The organism is Fervidobacterium gondwanense DSM 13020 (assembly GCF_900143265.1).
Lineage (GTDB): Bacteria > Thermotogota > Thermotogae > Thermotogales > Fervidobacteriaceae > Fervidobacterium > Fervidobacterium gondwanense.
The window spans coordinates 368,193-387,345 of sequence record NZ_FRDJ01000001.1 but is presented as its reverse complement, the minus strand read 5'-3'; the positions used below and the strand labels follow the sequence as shown (position 1 = coordinate 387,345).

Here is a 19,153-nt window from a genome sequence, read left to right as displayed (position 1 = left end):
AGGTGGCTAAAGGGTTTGGTTACAGAAAGTTACTTGTCCTTCTGAGCACTTTGCTGTTGCTTCTGAGCTCTGTGGTTGCACTTTCTGACGTACTTACTCAGTATAAAGGCGGTTGGGCGGACAAAGTGCTCTATATGATCATGATCGATAGGTTCAATGATGGTGATCCGTCAAACAACAACCAAGCCAATGTTGAGTACGATCCAAGGGATGGGGCAAAATACAGCGGTGGAGATTTGAAAGGTATAACCGATAAAATAACATACATAAGAGGTATGGGCATAGACGGTATATGGATAACTCCACCTGTTGCCAACCAGTGGTGGGATCCGTGGGTCAATTACGGTGGTTACCACGGCTACTGGGCGAGGGATTTTAAAAAGGTGGACGAACATTTTGGAACACTTGCAGATTACAAAGCACTTGCTGATGCGCTGCATAACAACGGTATGAAGTTGATACAAGACATTGTGGTCAACCATGTTGGAAATTACTTTAGATTCAGAAATGGAAAGTTTGAGCTCAATACTGGTAGCATACCAACATCAGCTCCTACTCAGTATCCGTTTAACTTGAACAACTACAATGACCCGGCGCAAAAAGAAAAGGCTATATACCACTGGACACCGGATATCACAAATTACTCTGATCCGAACCAAAAGCTCAATTATCAGATGAGCGGACTGGATGATCTGAATACTGAAAATCCGGAAGTTGTTGAGGCTTTGATAGACGCTTACTCTTACTGGATCAAAGAAGTTGGTGTCGACGGGTTCAGGGTAGATACAGCGATGTACGTTCCAAAGGAGTTCTTCGACAAGTTCTTCAAAGGTGAAAAAGGAATTTTCTCGCTTAGAAAAGATTTCATAGCATTTGGCGAGACGTGGCTTTCCGGGAAGCCTCTGGAATATACATCGGATATGGAGATAGCATCGTATTTTGATCACGGCTTCAATTCCATGCTCGATTTCACGCTCATGGAAGAGATAAGGAGGGTTATAAAAGGCGGTCAGCCAACAGAATTTTTGGCGTACCGTATGAAAGTGAGAAATGAAATACTTAAGAAAGGTTTACTTGTTACGTTCATCGATAACCACGACATGGAGAGATTTGGTAAAGGAGTTACACCGAATATCACAATGCAGGCACTTGGCTTCTTACTCACTCTACCGGGTATGCCAGTTATATATTACGGAACAGAACAATATTTCGAAGAAACAAGGGCAAGCATGTTCAAAGGCGGTTGGGGCTCTTTTGGGGAAGACCATTTCAATACCAACAGCGATATGTACAGATTTATAAGAGAAGCTATAGAATTTAGAAAAGCCCATCCGGCAACACGCTATGGCGAGGTCAACATACTGCTCTCTGAGGTAAGAGGTGCGGGACTGCTTGTATACACGCTGAAATCCTCCGAAGAAGAACTCTTTATAATCATGAACACCGCAAACGATGCGAGGATATCGAACTTCAAGACTTCATACGAGCCAGGAACTACACTCGAACCCATATACAACGCAACCGGTGGAATAAGCTCGCCTATAGTTGTCAAGGAGAACGGTTACATAACAGTAAGGATACCTGCACGTACATTTACGGTTTTCGCAATTTCGAAGGACAAGTCTGAAGTTTATAAACCAACTACGAAAGTAAGTGTGAGCATTAAACCAAACGAAAAAGTAACGGCTCTGAAAGAAATTCTTGGAGAAACAGACGCGAGAACAGTCTATGTCTACTTTGACAGAAAAGCTGAAAGTGAGCAGAAAATAGAACCGAAGAATGGAAAATTCTCGTTTGTTATTGACCCATTCAAGTTAGATCCCGGCGAACACGTACTCCTTGTCAGGGCGGTCGGAAAGAACGTAAGGGACACGGTATACACTGAGGAGATTAAGTTCATTGTCGAGCTTGAAAAGAAGTTGCTTGCAGAGGCAAAAGACCCGGCGGATGATGATATAGGACCAAGCGGTACATACATCTATCCAACAGACGCTACGTTCAAGCGTCAAATGGATATACTTGAAGCAAAGGTAGAAAGCATAGGAAGTACCTTAGTAATATCCGTGAAGCCACGCGATTTAACAAAGAGCTGGGGACCACCGAACGGATTTGACCATGTTACATACCAGATATTCATAGATGATCCAAGCAGAAAAGGCACAGGAGTTCTTCCACTGCAGAACTATGCATTCGACAACTGGGATTGGGATTGGGAGGTATTCGCAACTGGTTGGTCGAGTGCGATATACACAGCTCAAGGTTCTACGAAAGACAAGTTCGGTACACAGCTTGGTTCACCTGAAGTTTTTGTTGAAGATGGTTGGGTGAAGATAATCGTCAAAGGCGACTGGGTTGGAAATCCTTCATCTTTCAGTGGCTGGACTGTATACGTAACGAGTTGGGATTACGATGGAATAGAGAGTAAATTCAGACCATTGCAACAAGAACCTAAGGCATACATAATGGGTGGGGGCAATCCGACGGATCCGCTTATAATGGACGATGTATGGCTCGAATTAGAATAATAGTTGGTTAATTAACAAAACCCACCTCGGTTAAAGAGGTGGGTTTTTAATTATCTTTATTATTTTCTGAGAACTCTTGGTGTAGTTGTTAGGCTTAAAGTATAACCTTCCTTAATAAGTCTGACTTCGATGAACATTGCAACGTTTCCTTCGGCATCCGGAGCGTTGAACTTCACAACAGACTTTTCTCCATCATTTTGAATTTCAAGATCAACACTTTGCCAGTAAGATTTTCTGAAATCCAAGTTATTCGACGTTGCGTACCATCCTTTCGCATATTCTATCTCTTCTTCGGTCTCCAAAACGATCGAACTTTCTTCATTTTTCCAATGCAGAACTGGATACTTTCCCGAAACTGATATTGCGAAGAATGCTCTTATTGTATTGAATATTTCGACCGTATTTGAAATATTGTGACCTTCATTTGGCAGTACCAATACGTACTTGGGTGCCGCCAGATTTTCGAAGTAAACCTCAGAGGAATCGACGACCCAATATGGGTCGTTAGAACCAAGAATTATCAGCTTTGGCACTTTTATATCATAATAATACGGGTCTATCGATTTAACTACTTCAAAAATCTTCTCGTCATTCTTAACCATTAACTCGGTCAAGCCAAGTTTTGTGTAGTCTTTGATCTGATCGCTGAACGTTCCGTAGTATTCCAGCTGTCTTTTCATCTGCTCTTGGAGATTGAGATTGTCGTATACAATAGGGGCTATAGCAAATACCCTTTTGTCTATCGCACCGGTCAAGTATGTTGTCCATCCTCTCTTAGATGCGCCTGTTATAAGGAATTTTTCGACGTTCAAACCTTGGTCTTTGAATATTTGCTGCAGACAATCCATTGTAGCCACGACGCTCTTAACCATCGGAAAGAGCAGTGGCCAGTCTTCTTCCCGTGTTTCCAAGTATTTTGCAAGGGTATACGCAATTAGTGCATCTTCTCTCAAACCAAAGAGAGGTTGGTTAGGTATATCCCACAGTATCGCAAAAGGTGCGCCTATACTTTCAGCAACCAGTGTGTACTCGTTTGCTCTTGAGAGCGGGTCACGAGGAGCTGAGCCTGTGACGAATATTATCCCATGTTCCTTGTGTGGTAAACGTCTCGGTATATACACTGCAACTTTGTGGTTCCATGTTATACCACGCCATGTTTGGCTTTGGATGTTTAGCAGTATCCATTTTCCACCAACAGGTGAGTTTGATAGTGAAAGTATTTCATACGACGGCGTTCCTGAATTATCGAGATATTTTTCAAGCAAACTACCTAAACTGACCGAGTGGAGAGATATGAGTACTGAGAGCACAAGTATGATGTGTTGAAAAGATTTTATACGTATAGTCATGTCTGCTCACCTCCTAAATTAATTATACACCCTAAGCGACCTACCTAAGCTAATCTGGGCTAATCATTGAAAACTTCAACAAATAGATAAAAGTGGTATAATTTAGGTGCAAGGTTCTGAATGAAAATTTCATTGTTGTGAATGTTCAAAATTGTCGAAAGGAGGGAATTTGTATGGAAAATTTCGTTTTCCACAACCCTACGAAACTGGTTTTCGGAAATGGAACGGTTGAGAAAATCGGAGAGTTTTTAAAAAAAGACGGAATCAAGAGAGTGTTAATGCTCTACGGTGGAGGTTCTATAAAAAAGAACGGAGTTTATGAAAAGGTTGTAAGATCACTCGTCGAAAACGGTATAGAAAAGGTTGAAGTCTCCGGTGTAAGACCGAACCCAGTGCTTTCAAAAGTACATGAGGCGATAAGGATAGCCAAGTACAATCAAGTTGAAGCGATATTGGCAGTCGGTGGCGGAAGCGTCGTTGACAGTGCAAAAGCGGTAGCGGCAGGTTACTACTACGACGGTGACATATGGGATGCATTTATCGGAAGGTACAACGTTAAGAAGGCTCTGCCACTGTATGTTGTGCTAACGATGTCTGCGACGGGTACTGAGATGAACGGCAACGGCGTGGTGACGAACGAAGTTACCCAGGAGAAATTCTACTTCGGCTCAAAGCATGTTTACCCTGTTGTTTCGATTGTTGACCCAACAACGCAGTATTCCTTGCCAGCAAATCAAGTTGTTTACGGTGCAATCGATGCTATAAGTCACGTTATGGAATATTACTTCGATGTTGCTGGAAGTGATTTGCTTGATAGAATAGACGAAGGTATAATTAAGACACTTATCGAGGCAACGGAAATAATTTTGAAAGAACCAGAAAATTACGAAGCTCGGGCAAATTTCTGTCTTGCTACCACACTAGCGCTCAACGGACTTACAGGTATGGGAACGACTGGTGGAGATTGGTCTTCTCACGAACTTGAACACGCTATAAGCGCACTTAATCCAGACGTAGCTCATGGAGCGGGACTTGCCATAGTCTTTCCAGCGTGGATGACTTATGTAAAAGACAAGATTTCCCATAAGTTGGTTAAATTTGATAAGAATATATTTGGTTTGGATAGAGAGGTTAAGCCAGAAGAAGTTATCGATAAACTCAAATGCTGGTACAAGAAGATCGGTGCACCCACTACTTTAAAAGAAGTTGGATTTGCTAAAGAAGACATTGAAAAATTAACAGAAATTGCTAACAAACATGCACCGTTTGGCACGGTTAAGGAATTGACAAAGGAAGATATAAGAAAAATATATGAGATTGCGTATGAATAATATATATTAGAACTTAAAGGAGGTTAGCCAAGTGAAGAAAACACTGGAAGAACTTAAAGCATTAGGCACACAGTGTCGCGGAGATATTTTGAAGATGACATACGTGGCAAACTCTGGACATCCAGGTGGCTCGATGTCATCAATAGACATTTTGCTCAGCTTGTATTCGTTTGCAAACGTATTTCCTGAAGATCCATGGAACGAAGACAGAGATAGGATAGTGGTGAGCCATGGTCATATTTCCCCGGGAGTGTACTCGACTTTAGCTGCATATGGTTTTGTAAATAGAGAAGAAGTTATCTCAGGTTTCAGGCATCCTGCCTCAATCTTCGAAGGACATATAACACGTGGGATACCAGGCGTCGAATGGACAACGGGCAACCTCGGTCAAGGTTTATCGGCAGGTGTTGGATTTGCCTTGGCTGCAAAGTACAAGAAAAAGGATTACCATGTGTACGTGGTTATGAGCGACGGCGAGAGCGCAAAGGGACAAGTACAAGAAGCAAGAAGAACTGCGAAAAAGTACCATCTCGACAATCTGACTGTCATCGTCGATTACAACGATATCCAAATTAGCGGTCATGCAAGGGACATAATGTACGTTGACATTAAAGCAGAATTCGAAGCAGCAGGCTGGAAGACAATAGAAATTAACGGTCATAACTATGAGCAGATACTTTCTGCATTGAGAATAGCTCGAAACGATGGCTACCCGACAGCAATCATTGCACATACAATTATCGGTAAAGGCGTAAGCTTTATGGAAGATAAACCTGATTACCACGGTAAGGCTTTGTCAAAGGATGAGCTTGATAAAGCACTCAATGAATTGGGAATTGAAAACGACGTTGAAAAGTACATAGCGATGAGAAAAACGTTAGAGGTTAAACCACACGAAAAAGTTAAGCTGTATTACAAAGTTGATGTCAATTTAGGTGCTCCAAGGGTGTATGATAAATCAACGGATAACAGAAGCGCACTTGGAAGGGCTATTGCTGATCTTGCCATTGCTAATGATAACGTAGTTGCTGTTGATTGTGATTTGAAGGGTTCAGTAAAGCTTGATTTCTTAGATAAAGAGAGACCGGATAGAATTGTTGAGATTGGCGTGCAGGAGCACAACGCAGCAGCACTTGCGGGAGCTATGTCCGCAGATGGAATAGTTACGTTCTTTGCGGATTTTGGCGTATTTGGTGTTGACGAGACATTCAACCAGCACAGATTAAATGCTATAAACAATACGAACTTGAAAGTTGTTGTGACACACTGTGGTATAGACGTTGGTGAAGATGGAAAGACACACCACGCGCTCAATTACATAGGCGCACCGCTTGCGTGGTACGGGTTCAAAGTGATAGTCCCGGCTGACCCGAACCAGACCGATAGAGTAGTGAGATACATAGCAAAAGAATACGGCAATTTCGTTGTTGCAGTTGGAAGGAGTAAACTTGAACCTATCAGAAAAGAAGATGGTTCGCTGTTCTTCGATGAAAACTATGTTTTTGAGTACGGGAAAATGGACATACTCAGAGACGGAACAGACGGAGTTATATACGCAACAGGCTCTGTTATTCCAAACGTGTTAAAAGCTCACGAAATCCTTAAGTCAAAAGGTATAAACTTTGCGGTTATCAATGTCAGCTGTCCATATGATTTAGACGAAGAAGTGCTTAGAAAGTACTCCAATTTCGTCGTAACGGTTGAAGATCACAACGTACTTAACGGGCTTGGGAGCTTGATAGCTCAGGAATACTTTGAAATGAGAATGATGCCAAGTAAGTTCATAAAACTTGGACTTAGTGAATTCCCCGTTTCTGGCGATTCGAAATTCCTTTTCGAAATATACGGACTTAGCGGCGAAAAGATAGCAGAGAAGATAATGGAAAAGTTATGTTGCAAATAAGAAAAACAATGTGCGGAAGGCAAACTTCCGCACATATTTTTAATTTTTCGTGAAATACTTTGAATTTTTCGGGAATTAGTGTATAATATAAACAGATGAATTTGGGAGTGATTTATTAATGCCAAGAAGCATGACGGGGTACGCGAAAATACAGAAGGTTTTAGATTACTACAAAATTACATGTGAAGTTAAGACGCTCAATTCAAAAGGACTTACGATAGATGTTTCGATGAACTATTTCATGAGCTCGAAAGAAATCGACGCGATTTCAAAGATAAAAGAGTACATAAGCCGAGGAAAAGTAAGTGCAAGGATATGGGTGAAATTCATAAAGCCTATCCAAGTGTCGGTAGATTACTCGCTCATAAAGACTTATTATGACACACTCTCCGACATCCGAGAGAATCTAAACATTCCGGTACCTGTTGAACTAAGTCATTTGCTCAACTTCAGAGACGCATTTCAATTCGAATTTACAAACGAAGAAATCGACATGGCTTGGGAACGAGCAAAAGAAGTTTTGGAAGAAGCGCTCAGAGAGGTAGTTAAAGAGCGAAGAATCGAGGGAGAAAAACTTACGAGAGATTTGAACAGCATGGTTGATAAGATGGTTGAAGTGGTTGACAAAATCCGTGAACATGCTGATGAGATACCGAAAGCCATCGCTCAGAGGATAAGAACGAACGCTAAAGAATTGTTGCCTGATGAGGTTGAGTTGAATAGGGAACTTTTCGAGAGCGCTGTTGCTTTGATAGCAGACAGAGCGGATATAAGGGAAGAGCTTGTCAGGTTGGATAGCCATTTACAGCGCACGAAAGAGCTTCTTATTAAGGATGAGCCGATAGGAGATATGCTCAACTTTATATCTCAGGAGATTCTGAGAGAATTCAACACTATACTTTCGAAGAGCAGATTTACTAACGTAACTAATCTTGCTTTAGAAGGGAAGTACTTGGTTTCGCAGTTTAAAGAGCAGATAATGAATGTTGAATAGTCATCTATCTGTAGCAAGAATTTTCAAGCCTAAACACACTTTAGTATTTTTCAACAAATTCAGGAGGTGTAGAGTATGTTCGGATTGATCAATATCGGTTTTGGAAACGTTATCGCAGGTGACAGGGTTATTGCGATTGTGAATCCTGAGAGCGCACCGCTCAAAAGGCTTAAGGAAGATGCAAAAGGTGAAGGCAAACTAATAGATGCGACATATGGAAGAAAGACAAGATCAATACTCATAACGGACTCAAACCATATCATCCTGAGTGCTATCCAACCTGAAACAATCGCTCAAAGGTTCATCGAATCGATGGCTGAGATTGAGAAGCAACTTGAAAAGATAAGAAAGGGATAACAACACATGCACAGTTCCGAGACTCCAGCTCCTTGGAATACGGAGAAAATCTCTGAAAATGCCAAGGGAATACTATTTGTAATAAGCGGTCCCAGTGGTGTTGGAAAGACGAGCATTATAAGGTCTGTGCTTGAAAGAGTTGACAGAGTTGTTTTTTCTGTCTCTTGCACTACGAGGAAACAGAGGCCGGGCGAAATACATGGTGTAGATTACTACTTCATTACGCACGAAGAATTTGAGAAGATGATAGAAGAACAGAAATTTATCGAATGGGCAAAGGTGCATGATAACTATTACGGAACGCCAGCTGAGATGGTATATGAGAATATAAACAAAGGCATTGACGTGATACTTGATATAGATGTGCAAGGTGCGTTAACGGTTAAAAAGAATTTTTCTGGTGCTAAATTTGTGTTTGTTGCACCTCCGAGTTACAGCGTACTGCGAGAAAGGCTCAAAAAAAGGGGAACGGAGACTGAGGACAAGATACAACGGAGATTAGATACTGCACGAAAGGAGCTTTTGCACATTCCCGAATTTGAGTATTTAATAATAAACGAAGATCTCGAAGAGTCTATCAGAAACCTTTCATCGATAATTTTTGCCGAGAGGTTGAAATATGAAAGGTTAAGAGATACAATTAAAGTGAACAAGTTATTTGAGGAGGTGCGATAAGTGAGTAAACTCGTTGTACAATACGACAAGCTCTTGGAAAAGATACCATACAAGTACGCAATACCAATCGTTGTTGCGAAAAGGGCTGAGGCAATAAACGATTACGCTAAACCATTTGTCTCGACACCTGATAGCTATTCAGTAAGCATAGCTTTTAAAGAATTACAGGAAGGGTACATCAGGATAAAGAACGAAGATATCCTGAAAATACTTCTGCCGGACATCAAATAAGGGATTAGTGTGTGCAGAGGAACCGAAAGGTTCCTCTGCCTCTTTTTAATTCAAATAGATAATGATATTAAAATACAAAAGTGATGTAAATCGTGGGGGGAGAATTATGTGTGGAATAGCTGGTGTTTGGAACGTTGATAACGCCTACAATGTGATTCATGACTTGCTCCTTTCGCTCCAGCACCGAGGTCAGCAAGCAGCAGGCGTTGTTGTGAATGGATTTAAAACTGTCAAGGGTGAAGGACTCGTAGAAAGCGTACTTACCGATGAAAGGTTCTTGGAAGGTAATCGAGGCATAGGTCATGTAAGGTATTCGACTTACGGTTCACTCGACGAAATCCAGCCTATAACAGCTTACACTCTCAAAGGCAGAATCTCAGTTGCGCACAACGGGAACATCGTAGATGCGAACGAAAAAAGGAAATTCATAATGGAGAGTGGAGGCATATTCTCCACTACTCTCGATACGGAAATCATAATCCACTACTTCTCTATTGCACCTTACACAAATCCAAGAGAATCGCTCCAGTGGGCCATGTCGAGAATCAAAGCCGCATATTCGCTGGTTATCCTCCATGACTCCTTCCTTGCCGCTGCCCGTGACCAGTTTGGAATCAGACCTCTTTTTTATTCAAAATATGAAAATGGTTACATTGTGGCGTCTGAAGATTCGGCGCTGAGATCTATCGGTTGCAAATGTGAGGAAATCCAAGAGGTAGAACCTGGCACGATTATATTTTTCACCGATAGTAACAAGCCGGAAATTGTCAAGTTTTCAAGAAGACAGGATAGGTTCTGTTCTTTTGAATTTGTCTACTTTGCAAGGCCGGATAGTAACTTCTACGGTGTAAACACGCACGAAGTCAGAAAGATGCTTGGACGAAAATTGTATGAAGAAAATAGAGTGCAGGCCGATTTTATCGTCCCCGTTCTCGATAGCGGTTTCTCAGGTTCTCTCGGTTACAGTCAAGTATCAGGTATACCTATTGAATATGGGCTAATAAGAAACCACTACATAGGAAGAAGCTTTATAATGCCGAAGAATCGCCAAGAGATAGTCAGGAGGAAACTCTCCCCACTTCCATCTGTCTTGGAAGGTAAAGAGATAATCCTCATAGATGATTCCATCGTTCGAGGAACGACTATGAAAATAATCGTAGATATGGTTAGAGAAGCTGGTGCGAAGAAAGTTTACGTTGGAATACATTCACCTGCCGTCATTGGTTCGTGCAATTACGGTATAGATACGTCACGCAGGAGTGAATTGATAGCAACGAGAAACGATGCTGAAAAACTCAGAGAGTACGTAGGAGCTGATAAGTTGTTCTACCTTTCCGTTGACGGCTACAAGGAAGTCTTTGAAGGATGTGGGGTGAATGGAATATGCATGGGTTGTTTCAATCTCGACTACCCCGTATAGTGGTCTTAGCTTCTGGAAATGGGAGCAATTTTCAAACAATCGCTGAAAAGTCTATAAGCGGTGAGCTCGGTGCACAGATAGAATGTTTGATTGTAGATAGGGAGTGCTTCGCTCTTGAAAGAGCGTTGAAGCTGGGAATTGAATCGCATATTTTGAAAAAACCTTGGTATGAGGATTTTGAAAGAGTAACCGATGAAATCGCTCCTGACTTAATAGTCCTTGCTGGTTTCATGCGCATAATACCAGAGAACATGGTGAAAAAGTACTTTCCAAGGATTGTGAATATACATCCATCGTTGCTTCCAGCTTTTCCGGGAAAGGACGGTATAAACCAAGCTTTCGAGTATGGTGTCAAAATCACAGGAATTACAATTCATTTTGTGGATAGTGGAGTTGACACAGGACCTATAATTTTCCAAAAGGCCATAGAAGTTGATGAAAAATGGACTTTGAATGAATTGGAAGAAAGAATACACAAACTGGAACATGAACATTACTGGAGAATAATAAGGAAGATCCTATACGAGCCTTACAAAATAGAGGGCAGAAAAGTACTGTGGGGGGTGTAAGTTATGGATATGGGTTTTTTTAATGAGATAGGAGAGAAAGTTGAGCTTCCAAGGCAGGACTTGACTTTACGCTACGGCGAGAATTCGCACGAGGCAGCGTTTGTCTACGGGAAACCGCAGTTTGAGCTCTTGCACGAAGGTAAGCAGCTCTCATATAACAACATCTTGGATGCTGAGAGTGCTTGGGTTCTTGCAAAGAATTTGAACGTAGTAGGCGGAGGCTGTGCGGTGATCAAACACCAAACTCCGTGCGGTGTCGCGTATTTGAGAAACGATACCGATGAAGAGAAGATAAATGTCATAAGAAAAGCTATAGAAGCAGATAGCGAATCGAGTTATGGTGGAATACTCGCTACAAGCTTTTCTCTCACCTTGGACATGGCAAAGTCTATAAACACGTATCTGGAGGTTATAGTTGCACCGGAGTTTGATAATGAAGCCGTCGAATACCTATCAAAAAAGAAAGTCCGACTTATAAAACCTCTTGAGTACACACCCTTTGCTGGCAAGGTAGCGTTCGGCAGCCTGGTACTCTCTGAAAGGAAATTCGAAGGAGAGCCGGAACGACTTTTCGGTGAAGAATTCAACATTAACGAAGTGAAGTTCGCACTTGTAGTTGTTGAGGCAGTCAAATCAAATGCAATTGTATTGGTGAAAGATGGGGTAACTGTGGGCATAGGTGGGGGACAACCATCGAGAAAGAGGTCCGCTTGGATTGCAACGACATTAGCAGGAGAAAAAGCGCATGGTGCGATAGCTGCCTCCGATGCGTTCTTTCCATTCACCGATGGTTTGGAAATACTTATGAGTGCTGGCGTGAAATGCGTTGCAGCACCACTTGGGTCTATTAGAGACGAAGAGGTCTTGAACTTTGCGAAAGAACATGGAATTGCGTTTTATAAATCGCCAATAAGACTTTTCAGACACTGAGAACCTCTGTGAAAAATGGAAGGTGAATGATATGAAAGTTTTGATACTTGGCAGCGGAGGAAGAGAACACGCAATTGGTTGGGCTTTTAATAAAGCGGGGCACAGTGTTTCATTCTACCCAGGTAACGCAGGTACGAAACTCGTAGGTGAAAATATACCAAGCATTGAAGGAGATGTGATAGATAGATTTGACCTCGTCATTCCTGGCTCAGAAGATTTTCTCGTTAAAGGTATTGCTGACGGAAAGAAAAATGTCTTTGGACCAAGCTCTGATGGTGCAAAGCTCGAAGGCTCGAAGTGTTTTGCAAAACTCTTCATGGAAAAGTACAACATCCCAACTGCGAAGTTCATTATTGCCCGCAACAGTATAGAACTTGAAGATGCTTTAAAGTACTTTAAGCCACCATACGTAATAAAGGCGGACGGACTTGCGCAAGGCAAGGGGGTTATAATAGCTAACGATTACGAAGAAGCTTTTGAAAGCGGTTCGAAACTTATAGAAGGCAAGTTAATCGAAAATGTAAGCGGACCTGTTGTTGTTGATGAGTTCTTAAATGGTTGGGAACTTTCAGCGATAGCGATAGTTAATGGAAGAAACTTTGCACTCCTTCCGTTCACAAGAGATTACAAAAGGGTATACACAGGAAACAAAGGACCGAACACGGGCGGAATGGGTTCTTACGGACCTATCATGATAGATAAAGAGCTCAAAAGGAAAATCGAAGATATCTTTGAATTGACGCTATTCGGAATTGAAAAAGAAGGTGTAGATTACAGAGGTTTTCTTTACATAGGACTCATGATTGTAGACAATAAGCCCTACGTTCTTGAGTACAATGTTCGGCTTGGAGATCCGGAGACAGAGGTTATCGTAGCTATGGAACCTGAAAGATTTGTTGAAAACGTTTTGAAGGCGTTTAATAACGAACCGTTTGGAGAATATAAGCCTGAAAACTTTGCTGTTGATATTGTGATAGCCTCGCGAGGTTATCCAGAAAATCCGGAAAAAGGACAGACTATAGACATTGACGGTGGTTTCTTCTTCTATGCAGGTGTTAAAGAAAAAGAAGGGAAACTTTTAGTTTCAGGTGGAAGGGTTCTCCATTCGATGGGCATTGCGAAAGAACTTGAGATCGCCAGACGAAAAGCGTATGAGAATATAAAGAATGTAAAGTTCGAGGGAATGTTCTACAGAGAGGATATTGCTCAAATCTAAAATCTAATCATATTTAATTGGTTAGGTTGAAAAAGGAGGAAATTTATGGGTAGTGAAAAATACACTTATTCAGGTTCAGGTGTTGATGTCTTTAGAAACGATGATTTTACGGATCATATAAAAAACGTCATCAAAGTTCCGGATTGGGTACTGAAAGAGCCGACGGGTTATGCAACGATTTTGAATTTCACAACGCCTAAGATTGTCTTAACAGCTGACGGCATAGGTTCGAAATTGCTGTTGCATATAAAGTACAGAAGCTGGTCAGATGCCGCGCAAGATTTAATAGCGATGAACTACAACGATATCGTCTGTGTTGGAGGCAAGCCGCGAGCATTTGTCGATTACCTTGGCGTTCACCAAATAGACAGGCAGCACTATGAATTCATAGAAGCTCTTGTTAGAAAGCTTGACGAATATGATATGGCATTAGTTGCCGGAGAAACTGCGGAGATACCATCAATCTATACTGAAAACGATTGGGATGCGGCCGGTTTCTGCATTGGCACACTTGAAAAACGAATACCAATAGAGACGATAGAATATGGTGACTTTATTATAGGTCTTCCAGCGAGTGGATTCCACTCGAACGGCTGGTCTTTGATAAGGAAGATAATTGAGAGCGAGAACATCAGCATCGAAGAGCTTTCCTTCGACTTACTCGCCGGCACGAAGATATACAAAGAAGTTACCGAAGTTTTTGAATTGATCAAAGGCATAGCGCATGTTACTGGTGGAGGGATACTCAGAGCGCTGAGACGGGTGTTAGGTGATAAAGGTTACGAAATAAGTATAACGTTGAAACCCTACATAGAATGGATTCTAAAATACGTTGAAATACCTGAGGCGATTAAGACATTCAACATGGGGTACGGAATGATATTGGTCATTGCAGAAAAGGACGTTGAATCTGTTCTAAAAATTACGAACGGAGAAGTTATCGGTAAAGTAAGCCAAAACACTAACATTGTGATACAATAAAGATATCCAGTGGAATAAAACGGAGGTGAACGATTTGAAAGGATGGGTCATTGCGTTAATTATTATCGGTGTTGTCGCACTTGGAATTATCTTCTGGCTAATTGGTGCGTACAACAAGATGGTAGCTTTAGACCAAAACGTTAAAGAAACTTACAGCCAGATCCAGAATCAACTCCAAAGAAGGCTCGACTTGATTCCAAACTTAGTTGAGACGGTTAAAGGTTACGCAGCTCACGAAAAGGAGATATTCGAAGCGCTTGCCAACGCGAGAGCGAAACTTGCCGGAGCAAAGACACCAGATGAACAAGCCACGGCTGACGCAGAATTAACATCAGCACTCAGTAGGTTGCTTGTCATAGTCGAAAACTACCCAAATTTGAAAGCCGATGCCAACTTTAGACAGCTGATGGATGAACTTGCCGGTACGGAGAATAGGATAGCGGTTGCGCGAAAAGATTACAACGAAGCTGTGAAAGAATACAACACATTGATTAAAAGATTCCCGTATGTGTTGATCGCAAGTAGGTTTGGATTCACAGAAAAGCAATTCTTCGAAGCAAAGCCGGAAGCCCAAGAAGCACCGAAAGTAAATTTCTAAGGTTTTCAAATGGAAAATAAAAGCCCAGTTCTTAGAAACTGGGCTTTTATTATTATCTGGCTACTTTTGAGATCACATTTGGTATGAAATATTCCTCTATAACTGCGTAAAGCGCGCCATACAGGTAAGTATCATGGGTGAACGTTGGCGGTAATACTTTTAATATCTTTCCAGAATTTTCCAAAGCTCTGCCCTTTATCTTTTTCTCGAGCAATTCATAAAATTCCACGTCAAGACCTGAAAGTTCTCCGCCGAGGATTAGATATTCTGGGTTTATTGCATTAACGATGTTGGTCAATGCAACAGATAATGTTTCTATATACTCAAGAAATTCCGCTGCTTTTTTTCTGAAAAGTTTATTTAGATGGCTTTGAGCATCCTTAAGTCCTTTTCCGAAAACTCTCGAAATAGACGTATAAGTTTCAAGGCACCCGTAATTCCCACAGCGACACAAATTACTGCTTTGCATGTTCAAGATTGTGTGTCCAAATTCTCCGGCGCTGAAAGAAGGACCACGGAATAGTTCGCCATTAATCCACAGACCCGTTCCAAATCCTTCCCTTACAGTCACAAAGACCGAGCATTTTGACTTCCTTACCTCTTCACGCTGAAAGGCTTCGGCGATCATCGCCAAGTTTGCTTCATTGTCGGCGTATACAACTTTGCCTTCAACGTTGATCTTTATGTTTTTCCAGCCCTTACTCGGAACGAAAAGAATCGTGTCGTTTTCCACATCCACCATTCCGGGCACTGAAAATGCCACAACTTCAACGTCTTTGTAATTTTGTAAAATATCGTTGACCTCTTCCAAAATCTCTTCGAAAGTATCAGGTGTAGACGACGATTCAAGCTTCTCGAGCGTGCCATCCGCATTTCCAATGGCGTAATTCGTCCTCACTGCTCCAATATCAACGACTAACACCTGAAAAGATCTTGGGTTAATCTTCAGGGATATCGCTTTCCTGCCAAGTTTACCGTTGCCTTCCTGTTCTGCAGGCCCTATTTCTAATATATAACCGGCGTTGTTTAAGTCAGTTATACATCGAGTCACTGTACTTGGAGAAAGCAATGTCTTTTTTACGAGGCTAACCCTCTCTATCGTACCTTCGTGGAATATCGTCCTTAGAATTAACAGGTAATTGTTTTCTTTCATTGTCGAGTGTAGGATTTTTTTCAACGAACGCTCCTCCCAAGTGTTAAGAAATGATTGAACCTTAGAAACTAAAACGGCATTAACGGTTGATTCACTTGAGATTACCTTACCTTGCTTCTTGTCTTGATATCGAAAACAACTGCTGCAATTAAGACCGCACCTCTTATAACGTATTGCAGAGATATACCGACGCCAAGAAGGTTCATACCGTTTATAAGTGATGCCATAACAAGAGCACCTATAAGTGAGTTTGCTACTTTACCGACTCCGCCAGCTGCCGAAACACCACCAACATAAGCAGCAGCTATCGCGTCAAGTTCAAAGAGGGTACCCGCATCTGGTGTAGCCGATTGCAGCCTTGAAGTGTAGAGAATACCGGATATTGCTGTTAAAAATCCCATTGATCCGAATACGAAAAGAGTGATCTTCTTGACATCTATACCACTTAGCCTTGCAGCTTCCGGATTACCACCGACTGCGTATATATGTCTACCAAGTACTGTTTTTGTTGTCAAGACATGGTATACAAAGGTTATAATGAGTGTTATTACAAATGTCCATGAAAGTCCGTTGTAAGAAGCTAATGTCCAAAAGATGTAGAATATGATAGCGCTTATAAAAAGGAGTTTTAGAATGAACATGCGCATCGAAAGGACTTCGAAATTGTAGCGGAGCTTGTTGTTACGCGTTTTGATTTCACTGTAAATGTATAATCCGATTATCGCAAGTCCAATTATGAGGGTCAAGATGTGTACATTTTCATTGTGGAATATATCAGGAATGAATCCATTACCGATCTGATTGAATGAATCGTTCATAACTATAATAGTACCTGTACTCTGTGTAAAGAGCAGTAGAGCACCTCTGAAGATAAGCATTCCTGCCAAGGTTGCTACGAACGCAGGCAGTCCAACTTTCGCAACCCAAAATCCGTTGACAAGACCAAACACTGTACCGAGCGCTATTACAATTAGTATCGTTGGTATTACTGGCATGCCTTCTCTCAGCATCCTTGCCGCAATCGCGCCAAGGAAACCAGCCATGAATCCTACAGACAAATCGATGTGCCTTATAACTATAACGAGTGTCATACCGACGGCGAGCACAGCAATATACCCCATCTGATTAAAAAGATTGCTAATATTCCTTGAAGAGAAGAAAAGCCCGTCTGTAAGAATGGTGAATATAATCATAATTGCACCAAGTGCGATGTACATACCGTACTCACGTATGTTCTTTTTAAGAAGCACTCCAAGTTCTTGTAGAAAATTCATCTCGTACCCTCCCTTGTAATATTTATTAATAATCCACTGCCATATGCATTATCTTCTCTTGCGTTGCTTCTTCCCTACTTAACTCACCAACAATCTTTCCACCAGCCATGACGTAAACTCTGTCGCTCATACCGAGAACTTCGGGAAGTTCGGAAGAGATCATTATGATACTCATTCCCTCTTCCTCTACTAATCTGTTCATAAGCGTATATATCTCGTACTTTGCGCCTACATCTATGCCTCTTGTCGGCTCGTCCAAGATAAGCAACTTTGGTTTTACAAATAGCCATTTGCCTATCGAAACTTTCTGCTGGTTTCCACCGCTAAGGTTCATGACCTTTTGCTCGATTGACGGAGTTTTGATACGCAAAGATTCTTTAAATCTCTCAGCAACTATGATTTCTTCGTTGTCATTAACGAATAATCCTTTCTTCAGCTGCTTTAATCCAGCCAGAGTAATGTTAGTTCTCACATCAAAATCGAGAATCAGCCCTGTCACTTTTCTATCTTCCGAGAGATATGCAAATCCTGCTTTTATAGCCTCGGAAGGTGATCTAAAATTGCACCTCTGACCATCAAAGTACATCTCGCCTTCTACTATATAATCTTTGGCATTTCCGAAAAGGCTTAAAGCGAGCTCTGTCCTGCCCGCACCCATCAATCCGGCAATTCCTACGATTTCGCCTCTTCGAACATAGAAATTAGCATCTTTAACAACATATCTGTTGAGACTCGTATCATACGCTTTCCAATTCTTAACCTCGAAAATCTTTTCACCAAATTCTCTCTTTTTGCGTTTTGGGTATATATCTTCTATTTCTCTTCCAACCATGTACTTGACGATGTTAGCCTCTGTGAATTCCTCCCTTTTCTCAAGCCTTCCGACCATCTTGCCATCTCTTAACACGGTGATGGTATCTGCAACTTCCACTACTTCCTTCAACTTGTGTGAAATCAATATAGAGGTTATACCTTTCTTTTTTAGCTCCCTAATTATCCGAAGCAAATTTTCGCTGTCATCTTCGTTGAGCGACGACGTTGGCTCGTCAAGGATAAGCAATTTGACGTTTTTACTCAAAGCTTTCGCAATCTCAACTATCTGTTGGTGACCTACGCCGAGGTCTTTAACCTTTCTCGAAGGGTCAAGGTCAGGTTTTAAGTGTAGGAGCATATCTTTTGCCTTCTTTATCGTTTCGTTCCAGTCTATGAATCTTCCGCGTTTTATTTCATGACCGAGGAAGATATTTTCGTAAACTGTGAGTTCCGGAATCAGTGCAAGTTCTTGGTATATTGTTACAATACCCACACTCTCACTGTCATGGATATTTCTGAATCTCTGTTCTTTTCCGTCAAATATAATAGTTCCTTCATACTCTCCATATGGATAAAAACCACTCAGTATTTTCATCATCGTCGATTTTCCAGAGCCGTTTTCTCCAACTAAACAGTGAATCTCCCCTCTTCTTACCTTGAAATCAACATTGTCCAACGCCCTTACTCCTGGAAAATCTTTAGTTATACCTCTCATCTCGAGTATGAAATCGTCCGTCATCGAATCACCCCTTGTTGACATATCTTGTTTTCAAATATACAGTATATTGTATATTCTAAAAACCGGGTGGTGATATTTCACACCACCCAGTTTGT

At 41.5% G+C, this 19,153-nt stretch carries 17 protein-coding genes; 13 read left to right on the top strand and 4 right to left on the bottom strand.

Annotated features, from left to right (window positions below; genetic code table 11):
- Window positions 1-2: 2 nt before the first annotated feature.
- A complete protein-coding gene (locus BUA11_RS01745) occupies window positions 3-2,525 on the top strand; it encodes an alpha-amylase family glycosyl hydrolase (RefSeq protein WP_072757662.1) in 2,523 nt (840 codons plus the stop codon).
- Window positions 2,526-2,584: 59 nt separating this feature from the next.
- On the opposite strand, the gene BUA11_RS01740 is transcribed toward BUA11_RS01745, so the two are convergent.
- Entirely contained in the window at window positions 2,585-3,874 is a 1,290-nt protein-coding gene (locus tag BUA11_RS01740; protein ID WP_072757660.1) for a PhoPQ-activated protein PqaA family protein, read from the bottom strand.
- Window positions 3,875-4,047: 173 nt separating this feature from the next.
- Here BUA11_RS01740 and BUA11_RS01735 point away from each other — a divergent pair, with 173 nt between their 5' ends.
- The 12 genes from BUA11_RS01735 to BUA11_RS01680 all read left to right on the top strand — a co-directional run bounded on the left by BUA11_RS01735 (window position 4,048) and on the right by BUA11_RS01680 (window position 15,079).
- A complete protein-coding gene (locus BUA11_RS01735; RefSeq protein WP_072757658.1) occupies window positions 4,048-5,205 on the top strand; it encodes an iron-containing alcohol dehydrogenase in 1,158 nt (385 codons plus the stop codon).
- A 31-nt stretch (window positions 5,206-5,236) separates the two neighbouring features.
- A complete protein-coding gene (locus BUA11_RS01730) occupies window positions 5,237-7,108 on the top strand; it encodes a transketolase (protein WP_072757656.1) in 1,872 nt (623 codons plus the stop codon).
- A gap of 118 nt (window positions 7,109-7,226) precedes the next feature.
- Window positions 7,227-8,102, top strand: a complete 876-nt coding sequence (locus BUA11_RS01725; RefSeq protein ID WP_072757643.1) for a YicC family protein — start codon at window positions 7,227-7,229, stop codon at window positions 8,100-8,102.
- Between the two features lie 75 nt (window positions 8,103-8,177).
- Window positions 8,178-8,459 (top strand): DUF370 domain-containing protein, encoded by a 282-nt coding sequence (locus BUA11_RS01720; protein WP_072757641.1) that lies wholly within the window; start codon window positions 8,178-8,180, stop codon window positions 8,457-8,459.
- A gap of 6 nt (window positions 8,460-8,465) precedes the next feature.
- Window positions 8,466-9,134 (top strand): guanylate kinase, encoded by a 669-nt coding sequence (gene gmk / locus BUA11_RS01715; protein WP_072757639.1) that lies wholly within the window; start codon window positions 8,466-8,468, stop codon window positions 9,132-9,134.
- Entirely contained in the window at window positions 9,135-9,365 is a 231-nt protein-coding gene (locus BUA11_RS01710; protein ID WP_072757637.1) for a DNA-directed RNA polymerase subunit omega, read from the top strand.
- Between the two features lie 106 nt (window positions 9,366-9,471).
- Window positions 9,472-10,785, top strand: a complete 1,314-nt coding sequence (purF, locus tag BUA11_RS01705) for an amidophosphoribosyltransferase (RefSeq protein WP_072757636.1) — start codon at window positions 9,472-9,474, stop codon at window positions 10,783-10,785.
- Window positions 10,749-11,354 (top strand): phosphoribosylglycinamide formyltransferase, encoded by a 606-nt coding sequence (gene purN / locus BUA11_RS01700; RefSeq protein ID WP_072757634.1) that lies wholly within the window; start codon window positions 10,749-10,751, stop codon window positions 11,352-11,354. Before purF ends, purN begins: the two co-directional genes overlap by 37 nt.
- Window positions 11,355-11,357: 3 nt before the next feature.
- The gene (locus BUA11_RS01695) at window positions 11,358-12,284 is read left to right on the top strand and encodes a phosphoribosylaminoimidazolecarboxamide formyltransferase (RefSeq protein ID WP_245789428.1); all 927 of its coding nucleotides are present in this window, start codon (window positions 11,358-11,360) and stop codon (window positions 12,282-12,284) included.
- 31 nt (window positions 12,285-12,315) lie between these two features.
- Window positions 12,316-13,500 (top strand): phosphoribosylamine--glycine ligase, encoded by a 1,185-nt coding sequence (gene purD / locus BUA11_RS01690; protein WP_072757632.1) that lies wholly within the window; start codon window positions 12,316-12,318, stop codon window positions 13,498-13,500.
- A 45-nt stretch (window positions 13,501-13,545) separates the two neighbouring features.
- Window positions 13,546-14,481, top strand: coding sequence for a phosphoribosylformylglycinamidine cyclo-ligase (locus BUA11_RS01685; RefSeq protein ID WP_072757630.1), 936 nt, complete (start codon window positions 13,546-13,548; stop codon window positions 14,479-14,481).
- Window positions 14,482-14,515: 34 nt separating this feature from the next.
- A complete protein-coding gene (locus BUA11_RS01680; protein WP_072757628.1) occupies window positions 14,516-15,079 on the top strand; it encodes a LemA family protein in 564 nt (187 codons plus the stop codon).
- A gap of 52 nt (window positions 15,080-15,131) precedes the next feature.
- Here BUA11_RS01680 and BUA11_RS01675 read toward each other — a convergent pair whose 3' ends face one another.
- The 3 genes from BUA11_RS01675 to BUA11_RS01665 form a co-directional block, all read right to left on the bottom strand.
- The gene (locus tag BUA11_RS01675) at window positions 15,132-16,256 is read right to left on the bottom strand and encodes an ROK family protein (RefSeq protein ID WP_143145235.1); all 1,125 of its coding nucleotides are present in this window, start codon (window positions 16,254-16,256) and stop codon (window positions 15,132-15,134) included.
- Window positions 16,257-16,333: 77 nt separating this feature from the next.
- The gene (locus tag BUA11_RS01670; protein ID WP_072757626.1) at window positions 16,334-17,506 is read right to left on the bottom strand and encodes a sugar ABC transporter permease; all 1,173 of its coding nucleotides are present in this window, start codon (window positions 17,504-17,506) and stop codon (window positions 16,334-16,336) included.
- Between the two features lie 25 nt (window positions 17,507-17,531).
- The gene (locus BUA11_RS01665; protein ID WP_072757624.1) at window positions 17,532-19,058 is read right to left on the bottom strand and encodes a sugar ABC transporter ATP-binding protein; all 1,527 of its coding nucleotides are present in this window, start codon (window positions 19,056-19,058) and stop codon (window positions 17,532-17,534) included.
- Between the last annotated feature and the right edge of the window lie 95 nt (window positions 19,059-19,153).

Bases quoted from the DNA above. Each gene is read 5' to 3' on its own strand.
- BUA11_RS01740 (WP_072757660.1), bottom strand. From the start codon at position 3,874: ATGACTATACGTATAAAATCTTTTCAACACATCATACTTGTGCTCTCA.
- BUA11_RS01735 (WP_072757658.1), top strand. From the start codon at position 4,048: ATGGAAAATTTCGTTTTCCACAACCCTACGAAACTGGTTTTCGGAAAT.
- BUA11_RS01725 (WP_072757643.1), top strand. From the start codon at position 7,227: ATGCCAAGAAGCATGACGGGGTACGCGAAAATACAGAAGGTTTTAGAT.
- BUA11_RS01720 (WP_072757641.1), top strand. From the start codon at position 8,178: ATGTTCGGATTGATCAATATCGGTTTTGGAAACGTTATCGCAGGTGAC.
- gmk (WP_072757639.1), top strand. From the start codon at position 8,466: ATGCACAGTTCCGAGACTCCAGCTCCTTGGAATACGGAGAAAATCTCT.
- purF (WP_072757636.1), top strand. From the start codon at position 9,472: ATGTGTGGAATAGCTGGTGTTTGGAACGTTGATAACGCCTACAATGTG.
- purN (WP_072757634.1), top strand. From the start codon at position 10,749: ATGCATGGGTTGTTTCAATCTCGACTACCCCGTATAGTGGTCTTAGCT.
- BUA11_RS01695 (WP_245789428.1), top strand. From the start codon at position 11,358: ATGGATATGGGTTTTTTTAATGAGATAGGAGAGAAAGTTGAGCTTCCA.
- purD (WP_072757632.1), top strand. From the start codon at position 12,316: ATGAAAGTTTTGATACTTGGCAGCGGAGGAAGAGAACACGCAATTGGT.
- BUA11_RS01685 (WP_072757630.1), top strand. From the start codon at position 13,546: ATGGGTAGTGAAAAATACACTTATTCAGGTTCAGGTGTTGATGTCTTT.
- BUA11_RS01670 (WP_072757626.1), bottom strand. From the start codon at position 17,506: ATGAATTTTCTACAAGAACTTGGAGTGCTTCTTAAAAAGAACATACGT.
- BUA11_RS01665 (WP_072757624.1), bottom strand. From the start codon at position 19,058: ATGACGGACGATTTCATACTCGAGATGAGAGGTATAACTAAAGATTTT.